Below are 24249 nucleotides of genomic sequence, written 5' to 3' on the forward strand. Positions count from 1 at the left end.
TTTAATTTTGGACAATCCGATTATTGTAAAATATACTATATGAAAATAATGGACACTATCAAAGCATTCTTATTATTAAATAAATCAGTACTTTTGGTACAATTATAGGCTATAATTAAATTAGGAAAATCGTTTAAGATTGCAGCATTTATTGATATTTCTATTTTTTTCAAAAATGAAAGAACATAAAATTAGCACGAAACCGGAATTAGGTAAAAAGGATAGTTTTTATGGCGACAGAAGTATTGTATTATCAAAAAAGCAACTTGAATCAATCAAAAGCAATCCATTAATAAATGGTCTGTATATTAGTGATATTGGTTTTTATCCCAACGCGAAGAACCATTTCCGGAGAAGAAAGAAAGGCATCAATGAGCACATTTTAATTTATTGTATTGATGGATCGGGATCAATTCAGGTTTCAGATACAATTTTTGAATTGAAGCCGAACTCTTTTTTTATTATTCGTGCTCACGAGATCCATAAATACTGGTCTTCGGATGATTTCCCCTGGTCTATTTACTGGTTGCATTTCGGAGGTAAAAAAAGCCGCTATTTTGAGATATTTTTTGATAAGGTGATACAAATAGAACAATCGAACCGTTCAAGAATAGACGACCGATTAAGTTTATTTAACGAAATTCTCACCGCACTCGAATCGGGTTTTTCGGCTGAAAATATTAATTATGCCAATATGTGTTTGAATAGTTTATTGGCATCTTTCTTTTACATTGAAACATATAGATTGGTAAAAGGTTATCATAATCCGAACAAAGTAGATCAAGCCATTATATACATGCAAAAAAACTTAAATAAATTTTTAACGATCAAGGAAATTGCATCACATGTGGAACTTTCTGAGTCACACTTTTCAAAAATCTTCAGAAATAAAACAGGCTCATCTCCTCTTGACTATTTCATCAACCTTAAATTGCAGGAAGCCATTCGTTTATTGACAAACCAATCCTTGAAAATAAAGGAAGTTGCCTTTAAATTAGGCTATAGTGATCCTTATTACTTTACACGCATTTTCTCGAAACATATAGGCTCTAGTCCCGGAACCTTTGTAAAAACAATTAATCCCCAGTCTTAATTTCTTTTTTGTTTAGTCAGCAAATATGATTATTTGGTAAAACTTTAATCTTTTGCTTCTGTGTTTCAGATGTGATATTCTCTCTTTCAATGAGACGATTTCTAACTTTCCCTATTCAATATCTTTCCCGAACCTTCCCGTTAAATTGTCCCGGTCCTTTCTGGTGTTTCGATTGTTACAACCGGATTGCCACTATACGCTTTCGTTGTTGCAAATGAAACAATTCAAACGAAGTGACATTGCTGTTGTAAACTAATTAAAATTAGTCTGCTCCCAATACTTAAATTTCAACAAATAAGCTGACTTAATTTGATTTAGAAACTAATTACTATTTTATTTTGATGACTTTGTTCGGCGAAACGACCGATTCCACTCCACTTGTTTTTGCAATATGATAATCCGATCGGAATTCTTTTAGGCCATAGTAACCAAATTTTTTCAGGTAGAATTCACGGCTGTGAATTTCTTCTTCTCCAATGCGTTCTAGTTCATCCTGAAGTTGCTCGTCCAGTTTTTGTTGTACATCGGCATATTCGGGCCTATTCAACAAATTGTTCATCTGGGAAAAATCGTTTTTGTCATCGAACAGCATCGATGCCCCTTGAGGTGTTTTCACATAAGTGTATCGATTGGTTCGAACCGCACGGTATTCATCAAAAGGAAAGGCAATTCCAAAAGGGCTTAAATTCATGTACAAGGCTGCCCGTTCCGTATCTTTTTCGGGTGATTTGAAGATGTACGACAAATCGTAACCCTCAATGGTTTCAGGTATTTTTATGTTGCACATTGAAAGCAACGAAGGCAAAATATCAGGTGTGGTGATAGCGGCCTCAGCAAGTTTTCCGGCAGCATTTCCCATATTGGGGTACGACACCAAAAACGGTACATTAGCTGACTCGGAAAAGGGCTGGTGTTTCATATAAGGTCGAAAATCATGCCCTCCCATCATCTCGCCATGGTCAGAAGTAAAAACAATAATCGAATTGTTATAAATTCCCAGTTCTTTTATTTTGTTGATTATTTCGCCAATTGCCTTATCGGTTGCTGTGCAGTGTGCATAATATCCCTGCAACTCGGTTAATGCTTTTTCTTTCTGGTTTTCAGGAACATTTGGAGGCAGTTGTAATTTATCAGGCGTGTATAGTGCCTTGTATTCTTCAGGGGCTGTCTGATGTGGAAAATGAGGTGTAGCAATTGAAACAAACAAACAGAAAGGTTTGTCATCGTTAACATGGTCTTCCATAAACATATTGGCTTCATTTGCAATGGCATAAGTTGAGTAGCCTTCCCAATGCGTTTTAACCGAGTCCTCATTATCAAAATAATGTTCATTGTTGTAGTCATGGTCACATTCCGATCCTTTCCAGAATGTCCATCCCTGGCGACGCTCGGGGGCTACATTACTCCCTCTTCCATGGCCGTCGAGGTGCCACTTACCCAGATATGCTGTATTGTATCCTGCTTCATTAAAAATTTCAGCAAAACAAAGTTCTTCCGATGGCAAATAAAGGTCGTTAATAAACATTCCGGTTGACGACGGATAACGACCAGTCATTAAGGAAGCACGGTAAGGTGTACAAACAGGAGTTACAGAAACAGCATTATTAAAGTTCACGGCCTCTTTCGAAAATTTATCGAGATACGGAGTTTGAACAATTTTATCGCCGGCGTAACCCAATGCCGATGCACGCCACTGGTCGGTGAGAATAAAAATCACATTGGGCTTTTGTTTTTGACAAGAAATGCTTGCACTTACTATTACAAAAAGGAATAAGGTTTTATAAAGTTCTTTTCTCATCATCGGTAATTTCTTTATTTAAATTCGATTTCAATCCGTTCTATTTTCAACAGTCTTAACTGTCTGCCCGGCATTAGTGTCGGCCATCTGTCCAGTTTTCATTGGCGAACTGGCAGAGAACCTTCCTTTTTCATCCATTATATTGTTAAGATTAATTAGTTAACTTATCAATATTATCATATCGGCTTACGTATTAACCAATGGGTATCATTTCCTCCTTTTCGGTGCGCCCCAATACATTAAACAAACATTGTGAAGAAAGCGATTTTTCCGCTTTAAAAATCATGGTAATCGCTATGAATTAAACATACTCGTTTCATCGTTTTCTTCTTTTAGATTTTTTGAAATTCTACCTTTCCACCCAATAATATCATCGGTTTTTATCCTTGTTTATTTTGTGGCTTTTAGTTCAACAACACTCGATTCAGATCCTGGTGAATACTCCAGTCGTTTGGGAATTTTTATCCCGGCTTGCCAGGAAAAGTAAATGTTGTTGTTTCACCAGTGTATGACTCATTTAAAACGAATTCACCTGAATCTCTATCTCATTTTTTCCGGGATTCAATCGCACTGACCCGAAAACAGGATTTAAGGTTTCACCATTTACTGTGAGAACATCTTCAGACGACAGATTAACACGAAAATCACCAACCATATTTGCCGGTAAGTCAATGGAATATAAAGTTAAACGATTGTTGACTTTTTTAAATTCGCCTTTAATTTGCCCCCTAATTGTTGGCAATGTAATGGAACAGCTTTTCAGATTACCCATTTGAGGTTTAATTTCAACCGATCCAAATCCGGGAGTAACAGGGCGAATCCCCCACATACCGCGCGGAATTATATTTGCGGGTGCGGCTCCCCATGCATGGTTCCAGTCAGCATTGGTTTTATACTTCATGTCCCAGGCTTCGAGCGTAATGGTAGAACCAATTTTTATCATATTGTACCAACTACGATCATTTGTAGCAGTCATTAAATCCAACGCATATTCATCTTCTCCGGCATTGTAAAGGGCCTCCATTAAATACTGGGCTCCATAAACACTGCACGCCATCCCTCTCGATTTCACAAACTCTACTGCACTTTTCATTCGCGATTCGGGCACAACATCAAAGGCAAGCAAAATCATATTGGCATGCAACGAAGCATGGTCGGTTCCCACTCCATCCACGTAATATCCTTTTTCCTCGTTGAATAGCTGCTCGTTAATCGACTTTTTAACCCTTGCTGCTCTGTATTCAAAATCGAGTGCTTCATCCGGCTTATTTAAAACGGCAGCAAATTCTGCCATAATTTTCATATTATGATAATAAAAACCATTGACCACTGTGTTGATGCGTTCAAATACATACCCGTCGCGTTCACCTTTTTGATAGCCTCCTTTACCGCCAAAATTGTTCGATTCCGGTGGCCAATCAACGATATCAGTCAAAAACTTCGTGCTATCAGGAAAACCAAGGCTTAACAAAAACTGTCCGTTGTGGTTGGGCGACTTACTACTAATAAACCCATCCTCTACTTCAAGCGCCATCAGTGTTTTGGCTTTCAAACGCTCGTAATAAAGTTCAATTAATTCGGTATTACCGGTATACATATAATCCTGGTACATCATCATGGCAACATGCAACTGCCATTCGGTTGGCCAGGTGGGTTTATTTTCAAAAAAGTATTCAATGGTTTTTCGTGCTATCGCATATTCATTATCTACCGAATAGTGGCTAAGCTGGTTTAAATAGGCATCAGCTTCATACGGAATGCGTTCGCGGTCTCCATCCACATAATATCCTGCAAATGTGGTTGCTTTCATCGAATACTTACACAAATCCCAAACCTGGTTCAAAATTGGATTGGAACTCAGAAACGAGCTTGTGGAATAATCGAAGTAATTAAAGTAGGCCAGCTGGTTGACCTTATCCGGTTCGAAAGTATCTTCCACCCCTTCGATTTCAACATACCTGAAAGGCATTATTACAGGAAATGAATCGGGCAAAGCTACCGCAAATTCGTTGGTATTGCGTTCATCGGGGATTAATTCCACGATATAATTCGTTTTCTCCGGAGTAACTTTCAATTGTACTTGCTGATAACGAATTGTCCCTCCCGGGTTTTGGTCAATTTTATCCTCCAACAGTTTTTCACCCAAACGAATAGTCAATGTTTCTGCTTTTTCAGGTTGATAATTGATTTCGAGCGTACCAAATGCAGCTTTCCCAAAATCGAGAAAATAACTGCCATCAGTATTTTTTCTGTATTCGGCAGGTTTTATATGTTCTATCTGAAAGAAATTTTGTGACGTACTCTTTCCTTTAAACGAACCGGTTTTAAATTCCTGAACCGCCGAATATTCCGAAAGACGATTGTCTTTGTCAAAAATGCGTACTTTCCAAAAGTAGGTGGTATTTGGCTTAAGCGCTTCGCTATCCAGCTCAATATTAACCGATTTATTACTGCGTACCTGCCCACTGTTCCATACATCGCCTATGTTCTTATTTGCTAATTCCTTGCTCGAAGAAACCAAAACCTGATAGGCCTTTTGAATTCCTGCTTCCTGTGGCACAATCCAGCCAAACTCGGGTTTGCTGTCGTTAATCAAAGTCTTTGAAGGTTCCCGAATCAATTCAACGGTTAATCCCGAAGGAATTCCAGAGTAAGGATCGGCATATCGCCTGCCCAATTCGTCGTTTTTAGCCCTGAACTCCAGAAGAACTTTTTCGTATTTCGGATTACCGGCAAGGTTGTTTATTTCTTTTGGGTCATCCTTTAAATTGTACAACTCTTCCAACGATTTGTCGTTTATGTAACGCAGGTATTTCCATTCGTTGGTTCGAACACCCTCGCTGGGAGGAATATTTTCAAACTCCCAAAGATGTTCGATCAGAATGGTGTCACGTCCGATTGATTCTTCTTTTCCGGTGACCAAAGGCATTAAACTTTTTCCCTGCCAGGCGTTGGGAGCCTCCACTCCCGCCAAATCAGCAATCGTTGCGGGAACATCAATGTTCAATGCCATATCATTGATGTCTCTGTGTCGTTTTACCCGCGGATCGTAAACAATCAAAGGAACCCGAACGGAGTTATCATACATCAGCCATTTCCCCGAGATTTGACGTTCTCCAAGAAAAAAGCCGTTATCTCCCATCAGAATAATCACAGTATTTTTATCTAAGCCTTTTTCTTCCAGTTTCTTTCTGATTTTGGAGATCTCCAGATCCACTCCGTAAATCATTCTGTAATACCCTTTTGTACTATGCTGGTATTTTTCAGGGGTATCATTTCGCCAGTGCCAGCGCAGGCGGTTAAATCCATCCCGCACAATCTGGGGTAATGCATTAAAATACTTATCATCGGCCAGCTCAGGTTCGGGCATATCCATGTTTTGATAAAGCTTGTCAGGCTCTTCCTGCCAGAAATACTGCAACGGGGCACCGTCATGCGTATGCGGTGCACTAAAACATAAAGACAATGAAAAAGGTCTGTCGGATGGTACGCTGTCTAAAAAGTCGAGTCCTTTCTGACCTGTATAGCGAGTCAGATGAACCGTGTCTCCGTTTAGCGTTTTATAGTAGTAACCCCGGTAATCTTTGTACTGAGTGGCCCGGTCATAATCTTCAAACTCATCAAATAGCTTGTCTTTGTCGCTGTACTTAACACCAAATTTTCCATAAAAACCGGTATAATACCCAGCCTGCTTTAAAATCTTTGGGTAAGAGGTTTCCATAAACTCACTGCGAATATCGCCGGTTTGAAAAGTATATTTATGGGTGCGCTCGTGCAGGCCGGTAAAAATACTCGAACGACTTGCCGAACAAATCGGGGTTGTAACAATTGCATTTCTGAAATATGCGCCTGATTCTGCCAACTTATCCATTTCGGGAGTTGTGGCAAGCTTATTCCCGGCATAACCCAAAGCACTCCAGCGCTGGTCGTCGGTTAGTATAAAAATGATATTGGGCTTCTGTAACGGATGATCTCCTTCTCTATATTGAGGCTGTGCACCACATAAGAAATGTACTTTAAAAAGAAAAAGTAAAAGTAGAGCGGTTCTAATTAGTTCTCTATTCATTTTTTTGATTTTTATCAGCCAAAATTTTATCCATTGTATTGCTTAAATCTCCAGGTCAACACCTCACCTGGTAAAGATACCCCGTTCCCTATCACGTCAATATGGCTGTCATTGAATTCTGTCTGTAAATTAATAAAACAAATTTCGTTTAATACACCTTCGAATAATAAAATGGTAAATAGAATTTTAAGAGTGCTTAAAAAGAATACTTCGGGACGATTATGCTTTGGAACTTACGAAGGCCTTTCTAGGCTTGATATATAAAAAGTGTCTCTTAACTTTAACTGAAGATTGTCGAATGATATCTGGTATAAAATAAATGTTAGCTAAACGGTGAAATAGAAATGCAAAACCTCAGTAAGCAACTGATATAGATATACTAAACGAATGGAATTACAATCCCTTAATTCCGTCAGATTCAAAAGTCAAAAAACACCATAAAAAGCATTGTAAATGGACCAATCCGGTGAGCTCTCCATTTTTCTAACTGAGAGGTTATCATGCTGCTGCTCAGATTAACTGATGCGAAGTCTAACAAAAGGTAGGGATGTCCCTACCTTTTGTTAGATTTTATCCTCATACAAAGTAGGTTTTCACCTGAAGATATTACTGTTTTCAGAATGTAATTTTGTACGAAACAAAACAATTGTGGAAATGAGTGCAAGATTAAATAATCATCCTTCAATCGTAATATTAGCAGATTTTTCAGATGGAAGTTGGCACGCTACTTCTTTTGCCATGCAATTTCTTTATAAAGAAAAAACACCGATAACAATTTTACAAACCTATCAAAATCCGGGCTGGGGGCACCTAATGATGCGTAAACTTAGCCATCACCTCAAAAAAATAACAAAAAACGAATTACGAATTTTAAGAAACAGATTATTAAAACAATTTAAAATTGAAAAGCAGAATATAAATACCCTTTCTATTGAAGGCGAACTTAATTCGGTTTTAAATTATAAACCAATAATTAACGAGCAGGATAACCTAGTTTTATCTACACACAACTCTTTTGAGGATTCGTGCAAAAGACAAAACGGATGTCTGGAAAAAATAATTGAAACCGTTAGGAATCCCCTATTTATTCTGCCCGAAACTTTCGAAGATGAAACTTCAAAAAAAATATTGTTTGTAGGAAATCCAGAAAAAAAACCTTCGAATCAGCTGTGCAGGCAGCTTCTTGAGTTATGTAAAAAGACACAATCAAAGCTTGAAGTACTCATTGTACTACCAATTCAAACTGAAAAAGTACCAGAGGAATTACAAGCATACTATCACAACTACTTTGACGGTATTGATATTTCATTCAATACGGTTCATAGTAAAACAAAATGTAAGGGAATTAATAATTACCTAAATCGTTCGAACAGAGATTTAATAGTAATTGAAAATGATTAGCCCTGCTATAAATGAAATAAGAATAAAACACTAGCAATGGAAAGGAAAGAATACAGCATTTTGGCATTAATTCCGCCAAATAAAGAAGGAGAGACAGTTTTAAAAGAAGCGTTGTACCTGCAGCGCACTTTGGAAGTAAAGCTTGTTGTTTTAAATGTAATAAAAGAGCCTGGTTTTTTTGAGCGAAATTTTCAACCTGAAGAAACAGAAATAGCCATAAAAAATGCCAAAGATGAGCTTACTAGCTTTGTCAAAAAGGTTATTGGGAATGAAATACCGGACAATGTTCTTCTTTCGGTGCGGGCCGGTGATCCGGTAAATGTTTTATTGGAAAAATCAAAAACGGATAGTCTTGAATTTCTGTTAGTAGATAAAAGCGGTGGAAATTATCCGGGAGCCTTGGAAAAAGAAGAAATAGATAAACTGGTTACGTTGTCGAAATGCCCGGTATTAACCGTAAATAAAGACTTTGGCGTTCCCAATATTAAAAATATTGCCATTCCGATTGATATTACCCAGTCAACCAAGAAAAGACTGTTATGGGCCACCTTTTTAGCCCAAAAGCACAATGCAAAAATCACTATTTTATCAGCACTTAAGGCAAATATAAACGAAGCTCAAAGCCTGGCTTTAAAGAATGCAGAAAAAATCCGGTTCTTGCTTGGGGAGCACAATATTGATTGTGATATAAAAATCCTTAAGGCATATGATAAGGAAACACATCAGGTTGTTTTAAACTATATAACAAAAGAAAAACCTGAGCTGGTAATAATTAGAACACATCAGGAATCAGTATTCTCAAATACCAGCATTGGTAGATTTGCTTCAGAAATAGTGCATGGGTGTAAGTTTCCCGTGTTTACTGTCAACTATACCCCAAACCCGGTCGACTCGCTTTTTCTTTAAGACATGTAAAAATTATCAGTAATAGATTATGATAAAAAATAATAAAACCAGAACAGGCAAACTCATATCCATTCAGGATTCGTTGGTGAAAGCACGATTCTACGGAAATGTGATAATGGGTGAAACTGCCAACGTTATAGTAGATGGTAAGTCGTTACAAGCCGAAGTTTTACAGATTGCACCCGACCCCAGGAATTCGGATGCCGGGATTGTGGAAATGCAGGTGTTTGAAGATTTAACAGGTGCTCAGATTGGCGATCAGGTTGAATTTACAGGCAAGTCCTTATCGGTACTTCTGGGTCCGGGGTTGCTAACCAGTATTTGGGACGGACTGCAAAATCCCTTATACAAACTGGGCGAACAGAATGCTTACCTGGTGCCCGGCATGAAAGCTCCGGCACTTGATGAAGAAAAATTGTGGGAATTTACCCCATCGGTAGCAGTTGGCGACAAAGTAAATGGTGGCGATGCCATCGGTACCGTTCCTGAAGGACGTTTAACTCACAGCATTTTGGTACCTTTTAATTTTGGCAAATGCAAGGTGGAAAGCATTATCGAAAAAAGCGAGGTGAATATTACCGAAACCGTTGCTGTTATTTCCGACAGTCAAAACGTAAAACACGAGTTAAAACTGGCATTCCGATGGGCGGTTAAATCCCCTATTCCGTTCAAGGATCGCGCTATCCCGAGTAAAACAATTTCTACCGGAGTGCGTGTTATCGATTTACTTGCCCCCGTTAGTTATGGCGGAACGGTTGGAAACCCGGGTCCTTTTGGTGCCGGAAAAACCGTATTGCAACACTCGCTGTGTAAATATGCTTTAGCTGATATTATTATTATGGCAGCCTGTGGCGAACGTGCCGGAGAGGCTGTTGAGGTGTTTAAAGATTTTGCCGAATTGGAAGATCCGTCAACCGGCGATTCGCTGATGAACCGTATGTGTATTTTCGGGAATACAAGTTCGATGCCCGTTGCAGCGCGTGAGGCCAGTGTGTTTATTGCACTAACCGTTGGCGAATATTACCGCTACCAGGGATACAATGTGGTGCTTTTGGCCGACTCAACTTCGCGTTGGGCACAGGCACTTCGTGAGCGAAGTGGCCGCCAGGGAGATATTCCGGGCCCGGAGGCTTTCCCGATGGATATCCCTGATCAGATTAAAGGAATGTATCAGCGTGCCGGTGCCGATCAGGGCACAGGCGGTTCGCTAACTTTTATCGGAACAGTTTCGCCTGCAGGTGGTAACTTCCAGGAACCGGTAACGCAGGCAACAATGGATGCAACGGGTGGTTTCTGGGGATTGTCGCAGGACCGTGCCGATGCAAAAAAATACCCGGCAATCGATCCGCTTTCATACACATCATCGGTGTACGACAGTTTTATTTCGTGGGACGACCGCAATAAAATGCTTCAAACGCTTTACGAAGCAAATGGTATCGATCAAACCATCAGTACCATTGGTTTGAAAAAGGTTCCGGTGGAGAAATATGTTCTATATCAAAAAGGACTCACTATCGATTTCTGTGTAATGCAGCAAAACGCTTTCCACAAACTGGATGCGTGTACCCGACCTGAACGCCTGATCGTTATTAACGAGGCCGTTCAGAAACTTATCGATAGTACCATCAATTTTGCGCAGGACGACAAGGAAGATGAAGAAGTAAAAGAAATGGTAAAGGCAAAATTTGATGAACTGCGCCAGTGGTGGAAAGACTGGAACTTATCTGCACAAACCATCGACAAAATGGCCGTTCTTCCACAAAAAGTTGAACAATTTATTTTACAAGAAGAGTACACACTATGATACGAAAAGAAATAAACAGAATTAGCGAAGTTGGTAAAGCACTGATTTCGGTTGAAGGAAATCCGGGTGTAGCACTCAACCACGTGGTAGAATTGCTGGAGGCCGGAACCAACCAAAGTCTTTCGTTTGCCAAAGCCATTAATATTACCGAAGACTCAACGCGTTTCCAGGTGTTTAACGGAACGCAGGGTTTAAGCACACAAACAAAAATACGCATGCACGAGGTTCCGCTAACTGCAGGTTTCTCGTACAATATGCTGGGCCGTCGTTTCGATGGAATTGGTGATGTGGCCGACGGTGGCCCGGAAATTATTTTCGACAAATATGTTTCAACGCGTTTAGATACCTTAAATCCAACGGTTCGTTTGGTTCCCAAGCAACCACTGTGGACAGGTATACCGATGATTGATGTATTTAATACGCTGGTAAAATCGCAAAAGATTCCAATTTTTGCCGGTCCTACAGAGCCTTACAACCGTTTGCTTTCGCAGATTGCACAGGGTGCACAGGCCGATGTTATTATTTTTGCCGGTATTGGTTTGAAATTCGACGAGTACCACTACTTCAAAGAGCAGTTATCGCAATCGGGCAATATCGATAAAACGATCATGTTTACTCACCTTGCCGGCGACTCGCAGATTAAAGGCCTTATGTTACCTGATGTGGCATTAAGTGTATCGCGCGAATTTGCGGATCAGGGAAAAGACGTGTTGGTACTGCTAACCGACATGACCAACTGGTCGAACATTTTGCGTAACGTTGCCAACTATCAGGATCAGATTCCTTCGTTGCAGGGTTATCCGGGTTCGTTGTATTCAGAACTGGCCAAACGTTACGAGGTAGCTGCCGACATTGAAGGCGCCGGTTCGATAACTATTATCGGGGCAACAACGCTTGAATCGCTTGAAGATCCGGTTCCGGATAATACCGGTTATATTACCGAGGGACAGTTTTTCCTTGACAATGGCAAGCTGAAACTGGCACGTTCGCTGTCGCGTTTAAAGCAGCAGGTTAACGACACTACCCGAGATGATCACCGTCCTATTATGACGGCAATGGCATCGTTGCTTGCCGATGCTGAAAAAGCATACGAAGCAGCTGAAGTTGGTGCAGCAAACGATACATTCTCGCAAAAACTGCTGCGTTACCGCGAAGATTTTATAGCGAATATGGAAGAACCATTTGGAGAACCCATCGAGCTGGAAGCCGCATTAGACAAATGCTGGGATATTTTAAAACGACATTTTGAACCAACCGAAACAGGGTTGAGTAAAAAACTGATCGAGCAATATTGGAACTAACTACTAATCGGAAAAAGAGATGACAAAAAATAAAGAAAACCTGGAAGGAATTGTTTCCAAACTAAAAGAGCAGGGTGTTAATGCCGGCGAAGCAGAGAAACAACGCATAATTGAAAATGCAAAGCAGGAAGCCGAAAAACTGATTGCCGAAGCAAAAGCTACCAGCAAAAAAATTGTTGAAGAAGCTGAGACAAAAGCTGCGCAAGCCGAAAAAAATGCAGAAAAAGCCATTGCTCAGGCTTCGCGCGATATGGTTGAAGCCACAAAAATAACCATCTTAAACCACCTGAAAAAGGTGTTTGGGAAAGAGTGCAAAACTTTATTCCGTCAGGAAGAATACCTGCAAGAACTGCTAAAAGTTGTGATCGATTCGATTTCAGGAAAAAAATCGATAAAAGTACCGCCGGAGTTGCACAAAGAAATGGAAGCATTTTTATTAAAAGAGGCACTTCTGGAAGAGGTAACTTTACAACCACTTTCGGCAAGTAAAGCCAAAATAAAGGTAAAATCGACCGACAAAGACGGAATCAGTTTCGTAGTAAGCTCAAAAGAAATTGAGAGTGGTTTATTTTCCTTACTCAACAAGGATTTAGTTGACCGAATCATTAAAAGCCAGGAGGATTAAATATGTCAAACATGGTTTATCTTATGACCAGTTTGCCATCGTTGTCCCTGGGAGAGGCACCTCCGATTACAATCGATGAATTTAACGATGACGCAAAACGCCAGCTGTCTTCACGACATTTTAAGGCGCTGCAATCGGTTGATATTCAGAAATTGGATGCTAAGGTTGGAGTAAAAAGCATTTCCTCGCTTTTAAACAGTATTAAGGAAGATCTTTCAGAAGTTAGAACGGCCAAAGCGCAAAACCGTCAGCCGAAGCCGGAACGGATGCCAAATTCGTTGCTGCGCGGAAATCCCATGGAGCGCGAGAGGAATATCTTGCAGTGGCAATGGGAAGAATTGCAGGACATTGAGGCCGGAAAAACATTCACCCTAACCGAAGTTTTGGTGTACAAACTAAAACTTCAGCTGGTGGAAAGATTGTATTCCTTCGATGAAATTAAAGGTGCCGAAGTATTGGCATCGGTGGTAAATCCGGGGAAAAACAAGGAGGGTAAATAATGGCAGGTATAAAAATAAAATATACAAAAACAGAACGGGCCCGTCAGAAGAAAATTCTGAAGGTTTCGGAAAGGATGCTGCCGTTGTTTGAAGCGATGGAAAAATCGTTGATGGCAACGATAAATACCATCGCTGAACGGATTGAGCAAATTCGCGAAGAGATTGAAAAGAACCGAAAGGCAGCAGAACCATGGACGGCCGTTATGAGCGACTCGTGGGTAAACATCGATGAATTTATTTCGGTGAATAAAATAGTAACCAAAACCATTGATGTGGCCGGAGTTCGTGTTCAGCAGTTCGTTAAGGTTGACTTTAACGTAATGCCAATTAACGACAACACCCCTTTGTGGGTTGACGATGCCATTGAACTGATGCAGGTACAATTGCAACTGCTGGCCGAAATCGAGTGTTTGAAAGAACAAATCGAACTTTTGGAAGAAGAACTGCTGGATGTGCGTGCACGGGTAAAACTGTTCGAAAATCGACGAATTCCGAATGCAAAACTGGCCATCCGTAAAATTGGTCAGAAGCTGCAGGACGACGAACGTCTTACAATTGCAACGGCGAAAGTGGTTAAAACAAGCAAACAAAAGGAGGGCAGCTTATGATAGCAGAAATGAAGAAACTGATGCTGTTTATGCCCGACTCGGCCGATGATATTGATGCCGAGCTTACCGCTTTGGGAGAGCTTGGAGTGTTACACATTGCGCCTTTGCAACCGGCAAAACACGAATCGATTGAACGTGTTGATGCCCGGATAAAACAGCTCAAAAATGCCATCGAGGTTCTGAATCAATACGATAATGAGCAGTATTCCGGCCAAAAAAATGAGGAAATTCCGGATTACTCGAAACTGGAACGGGGAGCGGTTTTTCTGATGGAAAAGGTGCTGGATGCTGAAAACCACCGGCTGGAACTGGAAAATATTAAACTCAACCTAACCAGCGACATAAGGTGGTTCGAGAATTGGGGAAATATTACCCTAAAGGATATTAAAGACCTCAACGATAAAGGAATTTGGATAAAAACCTATCTGCTTGACGACAAGGACTTAAAAAAAGTATCCGATCGTGATGACATACAGGTTGGTGGCAAATTCTCGGATCTGAACCAGGTTATTTTATTAACCAAGGATGCCAGCGAACGGTTGCTGGATATGGAAGCACTACCTTTTCCGCAGAACGAGTATGAAAATGCAAAAGAATTATTAGCTGCAACCATTAAGGACCTGGAAAGTAACAAGGAGTTTTTACTTCAGTTACACGCCCAGAAAGCCGTGCTGAAAGACGGATTAAAAGAACGCTTGCGTCGTTTTGATGTTCGGAATGTGCAGTTTGGAGGTTTGGCTGTGGATAAACACGTTCGTTTCTGGAAAGGTTTTATTCCGCTGGAACACGTTGACGAATTTATTGAAACAGCAGAAAAACGTCATTGGGGTTATGTGATAGAGGATCCTTTACCGGAAGAAGAGGAAGAGGTCCCTACCCTTGTGCGAACGCCAAAATGGGCACAACGCATTCAGCCGGTTATGGATTTTATGGGTCTGGTTCCGGGCTACAAGGAAATGGATGTTTCCCGGGTATTTATGGTATTCTTTACCTTTTTTACCGGAATTTTGGTAGGAGACGCCGGCTACGGTCTGGTATTCTTGCTGATCACCTTTTTGGCCCACCGGAAGAAAAAATTCGCCAAACAGATTGAGTTTGGTCTGATCTATACACTTTCGGTGTCGATTATGTTTTGGGGTGTGTTAACCGGAACCTATTTCGGATCGGAAGCAATTGCCGAACTACCGGTGCTGCGCAGCTTAAAAATTGACGCACTGGCCAGCTTTGGTGGCGACAACCTGATTATACAAAAAATCATGTTCCTGATTGGTGCAGTTCACCTTACGGTTGGACACCTTCAGGTCGCATGGAAATTTAATAACAGCGTAAGGGCCATTGCACAATTCGGCTGGATAGCTATTATCTGGGGCTTATACCTTATTGTAAACCAAATGGTACTGGGCATTGAAGCTCCGGGCTTAATGGTTTGGCTGTTTATTGGTGGCGCAGTGCTTGTGGCTTTGTTCTCAAAACCGGGAACAAGCTTCTTTAAAGGCATGCTTTCATCCATCGGTAATTTACCACTCAGCATCATCAACGGTTTTTCCGACATTATCTCGTACATCCGGCTTTATGCAGTTGGTCTGTCAACTGTATTAATGGCAGCAAGTTTTAACCAAATGGCTATTGGCGATGGTATAACAACCGTGGCTTCCGGAATTGGTGCTGTGTTGGTATTAATTCTCGGACACGGATTAAATATGATTCTGGCGGCAATGGCAGTGCTGGTTCATGGCGTACGCTTAAACATGCTCGAATACGCCGGGCACGCCGAAGTTGAGTTTTCAGGAAATGAATATAAACCCTTCAATTTGAAGGACAACAAACAATAAAATTTTTAAAATAGTATAAAAATGACTTTAACAACAATTTTAGCAACAACAGTCACAGGCTTTGGCGGACACGCTATTGCTCTGGGTATTGCAGGTGTAGGTTCAGCAATTGGAACCGGTATTGCAGGCATGGGAGCTTTAGGGCTTTGGAAACAATCGATCAGAGATAAGAAAAAACTTCCTTCGCTGGCTTTGGCAATGGTAGGTATGCCATTAAGCCAGGTAATTTATGGTATGATTTTTATGAATTCGATGATAGGTGCAAACCTGAGTCCCGACAGTTATACCAACCAGATGATCTGGGCATTTTTTGTAGGTATTGCCATTGCTGCCTCTGCAATTATGCAGGGACGTGTGGGTGCTGCAGCTTGTGCCAACTTAGCTGTTGATGACAAACAGGGATCGGGTATGTACATAGCCGCCATGGGTATCATCGAAACTGTTGCACTTCTTGCCATGGTATTTGGTATGGGAGGCATTCCGAGTGCTTAATAATACGCAAAGTATGACACTATAATATTCCCCCGCTGTTTTTCGGCGGGGGATTTTATTTTATATATGTAAATACAATTGAATATCTTTATCAAAAGAAATCGTTGAATTTACTAAATGAGTTTAAAGATATTATTTCGCGGAAGGGTCTTATTGGCCATTATAATATTCACAACAATAACCTGTACCGGAATTATTTACACCTCCATAAAAAGTTTGCGTCTCGACCGTGAACACCTTTTATTACTGGAACTATCAAAAAACATCGACCTCGAAATTTCACACAGCCGAATATTTCTGGATGACTATCTTTTACTAAACGACTCTCCCAAAAAATCAACGATCTTAAACTGTTTTACGAAAACCAATATATACATCTCCTCACTCGATTCACTTATTTCAGAAAAATATAAAGGAAACCGCGAAGCCATACTTCGACAATCGCTTGAAGTAGTTTCCCTACAAGTAAAACAGTTACAGAATAATGTATCAGCAATACTTCAAAATAATGCTGAGGGTTTTAACGAATCACTATTAAATGAATACCGTGATTTTCAGCTTTCGTACCAGCAACTGGACAGAAAGATTCATGATTATATCTTACGCGAAAATACAGGATTCAGACAACGGGTATTTACGCTGGTGCTGCTAACCTTTTTTCTGTTGGTGGTATGTATATTTTTAATCTATCGAATAATCAATTCGTATAACGCTATTGAAAAACAACAGGCACTAAGAGCGCTTGAGGTGGAATATAAAGAGCGAAAAAGGATAGCAGCCGACCTGCACGACGGATTGGGTTCAATACTTTCGAGCATTGCTCTTTTTATAAAATTAATCGAAAAAGACTGCACAAATAATTCCGAAAACAAAAGTCTGGTTCAGGTTAAAGAACTATCGGGTATAGCTTTAGAAAACCTGGAGGCTACAATAAACAACTTAAATCCATCAATTCTTAATAAATACGGTTTAATAAAATCGCTAGAAATACTCTGCGACAAAATAAACGATATTGGAGAAGTTTCCTGCGTGGTAAATTCAACAAATTCTGAAATCAAGTTAGATCAGAATATGGAACTAAACGTGTACCGCATTTGTAGCGAATTAATCAACAATACACTTAAACACGCCAACGCATCAAAATTATACATCGACATTCAACGGATTAAAAGGACAGTAATTATACTGTATCGCGACAACGGAAAAGGATTTAATCCTGATCTAATTCATAAATCTGACGAAGAGAAAATGGGATTACGAAATATTATCAACCGCATTGAGTCGTTTGGTGGAAAATATGAGTTCAAAAGCGGCGAAGGAAAAGGAGTGGAAATTATGCTAAGTTTCAATTTATAACCTACAACCATGGAAAAAACGAAGATTATTATTGTTGATGACCATAAAATTTTCAGAGATGGTTTGATCTTGTTGTTAAGTAATTTCGACTTTGTTTCGGTTGTCGGACAGGCAGCAAATGGTGAAGAATTTTTGGAACTTATTGAAAATGTTGCACCAGACATTGTTTTAATGGATATCAATATGCCAAAAATGAACGGCATTGAGGCAACAAAACAAGCCTTGAAGAAGTATCCTGAGCTAAAAGTTATTGCACTAACATCTTTTGCTGACGATGAATATATTGAGCAAATGATTTCAGCCGGAGTAGAAGGCTACATGCTAAAACGCTCGGACATTGAGGATTTTGAAAAAGCCATAAAAAAGGTTGCCGCCGGTGGAAGTTATTTTTCTTCGGAAATCATAAAAGTAATTTCGCGCAATTTGCATAAAGACAAAGAGCGTAAGTCGGGCGAACAACAATTTGAAAAGTTTACTTTGCGAGAAAAAGAAATTTTAGACCTGATTTGTAAAGGATTAAATAATGAGCAAATTGCCGAACGAATTCATTTAAGTCCTAAAACAATAGAGAAACATAAAAGTAACCTCTTTCAAAAAACAGAAACTTTTAACACTGTTAACCTGGTTATTTATGCTTTTAAAAACCAACTTATTTCGCTTGACTAACCCCCTATTACTAAAATAATCGATTTAAAGTACAAAATTGCTATTATAAGGCTTGCTTGCATCCAGGCAAAAAAAAAAGCCCCTACAAAATCTGTAAAGGCTCCCAATTATACTATTTCAAAACAACTATTGCTGAGCTGTGTTTTTTCTGTTAATAATTACCGAAAGCAGTATAAAGCTTACAATTAATATTATCGGTAAAACAGACATATTTCGTAGTGTGATATGCGGGCCGGCAGTTTCAATAGATTTACCCATTATAGGTAGCACCATTGAGGTAGCAACAAAACCGGCGCCTCCAAGTATTGACATACCCAAAGCTCCACTTTTGGGAATGTATTCTGATGCTACTCCAATCATTGTAGGCCAGAAGTAACACACTCCTACTGCAAATACTGCTGCCGACAACAAAGTCGTTATCGGTCCCTGCGAAACACTTAAAAGAAGTAATCCCGCGGTGGAAAGCAGTGCAGATCCAAGCAATACTCCGGGTGGATTCAAGCGGTGAACCAAACTTCCGGCGAAAAAGCGCCCGACTGCCATTATTCCGGTAACAACTACCAAAATAATCATCGGACTGATTCCATTCGTCTCAAGTAATGCATTGATCCACTGCGTTGTACCAAGTTCGGTTGATGCCGTTAGTAACATGCAGAAAAATACAAACGGAAACAGTAAGCTGATTTTATTTACAACTTTTCCTTCAATTATAATAAATACAGCAACTATCGCAACAATCGCTACCGGATAAGCATAATTTGAAGTAATTGCATCAGAAATCGGTGAAATATTAGCTACCATTATCATAAATATTACTGCCAAGGTAATGGTAACGGGGGCACCAATATTTCTCATCATTTCTTTGTAACTAACACCTGAAGCCACACGTTCGGTCTCCGGTATTGGCTGTCCGAAGAATAAAAATCCGTACAATGCAAGCGGAATAAACAAAAAGCCAACCAAGGCCTGCCAAGGAAGATTTATCTGGTCCATAATCAACCAGGCCAGTACTCCCCCAATTACTATTCCACCCGGAAACCAAACGTGGAAACGGTTAAGCATTTTAGTTTTATTATTAGGAAATAGCGTCGCCACTAAAGGATTACAGGCAGCTTCAACACTACCGTTACCAAGACCAATAAACACATTGGCGATAAAAAGTGATGTGTAATCTTTCGCAAGTAATAACAGTACAATTCCTATGAGATGCATTGCAAATGCCAGCCAAATAATGGTTTTTGTTTTAACAATGTCGATAAAGTACCCTCCGGCAAACATGGCAATGGCAAAACCCCAGAAAGCCGGCGCCAGTGCACGACCTACTTCTTCTTTTGTTAATCCGTAATCGGTACTAAAAACACCCTCGATTTTTGCGCGGATGGCAAATGTAATTGCGGTTACGAGTAAGGCCAGACAACTCGCTACAAACAGCCTCTTTTGATTCACTTCTTTCATACTTCAATTAGTTACAGGTTTAGTAATTCTTTATAGTTTAAGAAAAATTGTTGTTTGTTTCTATAACTGTTTCCTGTACTAAATAATAATGACGCAATTCATGACCCGTTCTAAGATACATTTTTTTTGATTAATTGTTGCTGAATGTACTTATTTGATAAAAAAAGCCCGCCGGATAATTCCAGCGGGCTTTGTATGTAGTTCACCTAAAAAATTCAGTAGTCTTATTTTACTTTTGCAACGATAGCTTTGAATGCATCAGGTTGGTTCATAGCCAAATCGGCTAATACTTTCCTGTTGATCTCGATATCGTTCTTTTTCAACAATCCCATGAATTGTGAATACGACATTCCTTCAAGACGCGTTGCAGCGTTAATACGCTGAATCCACAATGCACGGAATGTTCTTTTCTTTGCTTTTCTATCGCGGTATGCATACTGCTGACCTTTTTCCCAGGTATTTTTTGCAACCGTCCAAACGTTACTACGCGACCCGAAATAACCTTTAGTTTTTTTCAGTAATTTCTTTCTCCGGGCACGTGATGCTACATGATTTACACTTCTTGGCATACTTTTTACTTTTTCGATAATCGGCGCTCTCCGTTTGTCAACCGACAGGTGGAGATACTTTAAAGCACAATGATCTGGTTAATAACTTTTTTTACCTTCTCTTTAAAAGGATAAATGAACCAATCGTCAAAAGACGACTATTTCATACACAACAAAAGTTTAACGTTGCTTTCGTTTGTCTTATCGATTGTTGTCCAATAAGTCAAATTACGCTTACGTTTTGTACTCTTTTTAGTCAGAATATGACTTTTGTAGGCGTGTTTCCTTTTAATTTTACCACTTCCGGTTAATCTAAAGCGTTTTTTAGCTCCGGAATTCGTTTTCATTTTTGGCATAATTCCTACTTAATTAAAATGTTATCAAAGAACTACAATTTATCAGGTGCCCGGGATTTAACTCCTTCAAACACCCGGAAACAAGCCCCAAACGGGTCTTATTTCTTTTTAGGTGAAATAAACATCGTCATTCGTTTGCCTTCCAGTTTAGGCATCTGTTCAACACTTCCAAGCTCTTCGAGTTCGGTTGCCAGACGTAGCAACAAAATCTCGCCTTGTTCTTTAAACAGGATCGACCGTCCTTTGAAGAATACAAAGGCTTTCACTTTTGCACCTTCCTTCAGGAACTTTTCGGCATGACGTAATTTAAACTGGAAATCATGCTCGTCGGTCTGTGGTCCGAATCGGATTTCCTTCACCACAATTTTAGTGGCTTTGGCTTTCATCTCTTTTTGTTTCTTTTTCTGTTGATAAAGAAACTTCGAGTAATCAATGATCTTACAAACCGGCGGATCGGCTTTTGGTGAAATTTCCACCAAATCCAATTCTAACTCCTGGGCCAGTTGCAGTGCTTCGCGCAGTTGGAATACTCCGGGATTTTCGATGTTATCCCCTACCAAACGTACCTGCGGCACTCTGATCTTTTGGTTAATCCGATGTTGTGGTTCCTGTTCTCTTCTCGGTTGAAACTTTGGACCTCTTCTCTTAATAGCTATTTTACGTTCCTCCTTAGTTAGTTATACAATCCTGATAGTTGTTCTCTTACTTCGTTGTTTATGAATTCAGCGAATTCATTTATGCTCATCGAGCCCTTGTCGCCTTCTCCCTGTCGACGTACCGAAACGGTTTCTGATTCGGCTTCTTTTTCGCCAACAATCAACAAATAAGGAACTCTTTTCAGCTCGTTGTCGCGTATCTTCCTACCAATCTTTTCGTTACGCTCGTCAACGACGGTGCGAATATCGTAATTATTTAGTAAATCTGAAACTTTTTTAGCATAATCGTTATACTTTTCACTTATTGGTAAAACGACAGCCTGCTCGGGTGTGAGCCACAAAGGAAATTTACCGGCGGTGTGTTCAATCAACACAGCCACAAAGCGTTCCATCGATCCGAACGGCGCGCGGTGAATCATTACAGGGCGGTGACGGTTATCGTCAGATCCAATGTATTCCAACTCGAATCGCTCCGGCAGGTTGTAATCCACCTGCACAGTTCCCAACTGCCAGCTTCTTCCAAGTGCATCCTTGATCATGAAATCAAGTTTTGGTCCGTAGAAAGCAGCTTCTCCGAGTTCGGTTACGGTATTCAACCCTTTTTCCTCGCAAGCTTCAATAATCGCACGTTCTGCTTTATCCCAGTTTTCAGGCGATCCGATGTACTTTTCCGGTTTTGCCGGATCGCGCAACGAAATCTGAGCTGTATAGTTTTCAAAACTCAAGGCTTTGAAAATGATAAAAATAATATCGATTACTTTTTTGAACTCTTCTTTTACCTGGTCGGGACGGCAGAAAAGGTGTGCATCGTCCTGAGTAAAGCCACGTACACGGGTCAAACCGTGCAATTCGCCACTCATTTCGTAACGATAAACTGTACCAAATTCAGCCATTCGAACCGGAAGGTCTTTATATGAACGCGGCCATGCTTTGTAAATTTCGCAGTGGTGCGGACAGTTCATCGGTTTCAACAGATACTCCTCTCCCTCTGCCGGTGTTGTTATCGGTTGGAAGGAGTCTTTTCCGTATTTCTGAAAATGGCCTGAAGTTTTATACAGTTTCACATCTCCGATATGGGGAGTAATTACCTGTTCGTAGCCGTGTTTCTTCTGAACCTTTTTCAGGAACGATTCCAGTTGTTCGCGCAATTGAGCTCCTTTCGGCAGCCACAATGGCAAGCCCTGTCCAACATTTTCTGAGAACGTGAACAGTTGCATTTCTTTACCAATTTTGCGGTGGTCACGTTTTTTGGCTTCTTCCACCATAACCAGGTACTCTTCCAGCATTTTCTGCTTTGGAAAAGTTACACCGTAAATACGTGTCAGCATTTGGTTGTGCTCGTCGCCACGCCAGTATGCTCCGGCAATCGAAGTTAGTTTAATGGCCTTAATGTAACCTGTATTCGGCAGGTGCGGCCCGCGACACAAATCGGTGAAATTACCTTGTTTGTATAAAGTGATGGTTCCGTCTTCCAGTTCGCTGATCAGTTCCTGTTTCAGCTCGTCGTTTTTATTGGTGAACATCGCCAGTGCATCGTCTTTCGATATCTCTTCGCGTACGATGTCGTTTTTCTGGCGAGCCAGTTCAAGCATTTTTTGCTCAATCTTCTGAAGGTCTTTTTCCGAAATCACTTTTCCTTCGGGAAGAGCAACGTCGTAATAAAACCCGGTATCAACAGTTGGCCCTATTCCGAATTTTGTACCCGGATAGAATGATTCAATCGCCTCGGCCATTAAGTGTGCCGACGAGTGCCAAAATGTATCTTTTCCTTCCCTGTCGTCCCACGTGTTCAGCTTTACCTGTGCATCATGGTCGATTTTACGCGTCAGATCCCAAACCTGTCCATCAACCGATATCGACAAAACATCTTTTGCCAAACTGTTTGAAATAGATTTGGCAATCTCATAACCATTTACCGCCTCTTCGAATTCGCGTACGCTTTTATCGGGAAGTGTAATTTTAATCATTCTGTTTTTATTTCTTTTCAATTCGCGGGAAGTGCTGCTTCGTTTCTGCTTTCAATACCTTACAACAATCTTTCAGGCGAACAGTTTTACTATTCTTTTTCTAATTTAAAAAGTGGGGACAAAGATAATCAATCCTTTAATATTTCAATCTTTCAGAAGATTTCATTCCGTTTATTTTAACCTTATTTTCAACACCTGGTATCTCATAAGTTTTATGCTGGATTCAAACGCTTGGTTTTTTGATTTTTCACGTAATTCAATTTACACATTCCAAAATCAGAAATACTTAACAATTGTAATAACAAATCGGTTTTATATTTTAAATTCAATCTAAATACAAGCAAACAGCTTTAAATTGTTATTAATTTGGAAAAAATATTCCGTTATTTGTGGCGACAGCAAATCGGGAAATTGATTTAAACATCAACTATGATGAACCTAAAAAATCCGAATCAGTGTAATTCGCTCGAAGAGCTACGCGTTGAGATTGATAAAATTGATCATCAGATCATTCGCCTGTTCGCAGAACGGTTAAAGTATGTTGAGGCCGTTGTAGGTTTTAAAAACGACGAAGAAGGTGTGATTGCCGCGGAACGCAAAGATTTTGTTATTCGCCAGCGCGGCGAATGGGCTCAGGAAAGTGGTCTGGATCCAATTACAATCAAACAAATGTACACGGTACTTATTGACCGAAACATACAGCATGAGTTGGAATTGCTGAATAATAAAATTAAACAAACCGGAACTGAAAGTAAATAGAGCATGGTCGGAAGATCGAAGCTGACAGACGGAAAATCTGCTTCATTCTCAGATTTCAGG

At 40.1% G+C, this 24249-nt stretch carries 20 protein-coding genes; 13 read left to right on the forward strand and 7 right to left on the reverse strand.

Features of this window, described 5'->3' with window-relative positions:
- Nucleotides 1–175 precede the first annotated feature (175 nt).
- Nucleotides 176–1093, forward strand: coding sequence for an AraC family transcriptional regulator (locus tag HFD85_RS08530; RefSeq protein ID WP_167607714.1), 918 nt, complete (start codon nt 176–178; stop codon nt 1091–1093).
- A 328-nt stretch (nt 1094–1421) separates the two neighbouring features.
- Here HFD85_RS08530 and HFD85_RS08535 read toward each other — a convergent pair whose 3' ends face one another.
- Together HFD85_RS08535 and HFD85_RS08540 are read right to left on the reverse strand one after the other, a co-directional pair.
- Nucleotides 1422–2894 carry a sulfatase family protein gene (locus HFD85_RS08535; RefSeq protein WP_167607716.1) on the reverse strand — a complete coding sequence of 491 codons (1473 nt, stop codon included), beginning with the start codon at nt 2892–2894 and terminating at the stop codon, nt 1422–1424.
- 514 nt (nt 2895–3408) lie between these two features.
- On the reverse strand, nt 3409–6957 hold the full coding sequence (locus HFD85_RS08540) for a family 78 glycoside hydrolase catalytic domain (protein WP_167607719.1): 3549 nt from the start codon (nt 6955–6957) through the stop codon (nt 3409–3411).
- A gap of 654 nt (nt 6958–7611) precedes the next feature.
- Between HFD85_RS08540 and HFD85_RS08545 the strand changes: the two genes are divergently transcribed.
- The 11 genes from HFD85_RS08545 to HFD85_RS08595 all read left to right on the forward strand — a co-directional run bounded on the left by HFD85_RS08545 (nt 7612) and on the right by HFD85_RS08595 (nt 18448).
- Nucleotides 7612–8358 carry a hypothetical protein gene (locus HFD85_RS08545; RefSeq protein WP_167607722.1) on the forward strand — a complete coding sequence of 249 codons (747 nt, stop codon included), beginning with the start codon at nt 7612–7614 and terminating at the stop codon, nt 8356–8358.
- A 36-nt stretch (nt 8359–8394) separates the two neighbouring features.
- Nucleotides 8395–9264, forward strand: coding sequence for a universal stress protein (locus HFD85_RS08550; RefSeq protein WP_167607725.1), 870 nt, complete (start codon nt 8395–8397; stop codon nt 9262–9264).
- 28 nt (nt 9265–9292) lie between these two features.
- Nucleotides 9293–11068 carry a V-type ATP synthase subunit A gene (locus tag HFD85_RS08555; protein ID WP_167607728.1) on the forward strand — a complete coding sequence of 592 codons (1776 nt, stop codon included), beginning with the start codon at nt 9293–9295 and terminating at the stop codon, nt 11066–11068.
- Nucleotides 11065–12369 (forward strand): V-type ATP synthase subunit B, encoded by a 1305-nt coding sequence (locus tag HFD85_RS08560; protein ID WP_167607731.1) that lies wholly within the window; start codon nt 11065–11067, stop codon nt 12367–12369. The genes HFD85_RS08555 and HFD85_RS08560 overlap by 4 nt, the downstream gene beginning before the upstream one ends.
- A 19-nt stretch (nt 12370–12388) precedes the next feature.
- Entirely contained in the window at nt 12389–12994 is a 606-nt protein-coding gene (locus HFD85_RS08565; RefSeq protein WP_167607734.1) for a hypothetical protein, read from the forward strand.
- Between the two features lie 11 nt (nt 12995–13005).
- A complete protein-coding gene (locus tag HFD85_RS08570) occupies nt 13006–13494 on the forward strand; it encodes a DUF2764 family protein (protein WP_167607737.1) in 489 nt (162 codons plus the stop codon).
- Nucleotides 13494–14102: a V-type ATP synthase subunit D gene (locus HFD85_RS08575; protein WP_167607740.1), complete on the forward strand. Its 609-nt coding sequence runs from the start codon at nt 13494–13496 to the stop codon at nt 14100–14102. Before HFD85_RS08570 ends, HFD85_RS08575 begins: the two co-directional genes overlap by 1 nt.
- On the forward strand, nt 14099–15934 hold the full coding sequence (locus tag HFD85_RS08580; RefSeq protein WP_167607743.1) for a V-type ATP synthase subunit I: 1836 nt from the start codon (nt 14099–14101) through the stop codon (nt 15932–15934). Before HFD85_RS08575 ends, HFD85_RS08580 begins: the two co-directional genes overlap by 4 nt.
- 21 nt (nt 15935–15955) lie before the next feature.
- Nucleotides 15956–16426, forward strand: a complete 471-nt coding sequence (locus HFD85_RS08585; protein ID WP_045026960.1) for a hypothetical protein — start codon at nt 15956–15958, stop codon at nt 16424–16426.
- 117 nt (nt 16427–16543) lie between these two features.
- Nucleotides 16544–17782 carry a sensor histidine kinase gene (locus HFD85_RS08590; RefSeq protein ID WP_167607746.1) on the forward strand — a complete coding sequence of 413 codons (1239 nt, stop codon included), beginning with the start codon at nt 16544–16546 and terminating at the stop codon, nt 17780–17782.
- A gap of 9 nt (nt 17783–17791) precedes the next feature.
- The gene (locus tag HFD85_RS08595; RefSeq protein WP_167607749.1) at nt 17792–18448 is read left to right on the forward strand and encodes a response regulator transcription factor; all 657 of its coding nucleotides are present in this window, start codon (nt 17792–17794) and stop codon (nt 18446–18448) included.
- Nucleotides 18449–18574: 126 nt separating this feature from the next.
- Here HFD85_RS08595 and HFD85_RS08600 read toward each other — a convergent pair whose 3' ends face one another.
- From HFD85_RS08600 to thrS, 5 genes are all read right to left on the reverse strand, one after another.
- The gene (locus HFD85_RS08600) at nt 18575–19903 is read right to left on the reverse strand and encodes an MFS transporter (RefSeq protein ID WP_167607752.1); all 1329 of its coding nucleotides are present in this window, start codon (nt 19901–19903) and stop codon (nt 18575–18577) included.
- A 224-nt stretch (nt 19904–20127) separates the two neighbouring features.
- Nucleotides 20128–20472, reverse strand: a complete 345-nt coding sequence (rplT, locus tag HFD85_RS08605; protein WP_167607755.1) for a 50S ribosomal protein L20 — start codon at nt 20470–20472, stop codon at nt 20128–20130.
- Between the two features lie 137 nt (nt 20473–20609).
- A complete protein-coding gene (gene rpmI, locus HFD85_RS08610; RefSeq protein WP_038562273.1) occupies nt 20610–20807 on the reverse strand; it encodes a 50S ribosomal protein L35 in 198 nt (65 codons plus the stop codon).
- A 98-nt stretch (nt 20808–20905) separates the two neighbouring features.
- Complete coding sequence (infC, locus tag HFD85_RS08615; protein ID WP_167609603.1) at nt 20906–21463, reverse strand: translation initiation factor IF-3; 558 nt, start codon at nt 21461–21463, stop codon at nt 20906–20908.
- Between the two features lie 17 nt (nt 21464–21480).
- Entirely contained in the window at nt 21481–23430 is a 1950-nt protein-coding gene (thrS, locus tag HFD85_RS08620) for a threonine--tRNA ligase (protein ID WP_167607758.1), read from the reverse strand.
- A gap of 429 nt (nt 23431–23859) precedes the next feature.
- On the opposite strand from thrS, the gene HFD85_RS08625 reads away from it, so the two are divergent.
- Nucleotides 23860–24189 carry a chorismate mutase gene (locus HFD85_RS08625; RefSeq protein WP_167607761.1) on the forward strand — a complete coding sequence of 110 codons (330 nt, stop codon included), beginning with the start codon at nt 23860–23862 and terminating at the stop codon, nt 24187–24189.
- Nucleotides 24190–24249: the final 60 nt, after the last annotated feature.

It is taken from the genome of Maribellus sediminis, assembly GCF_011799805.1.
GTDB lineage: Bacteria > Bacteroidota > Bacteroidia > Bacteroidales > Prolixibacteraceae > Draconibacterium > Draconibacterium sediminis_A.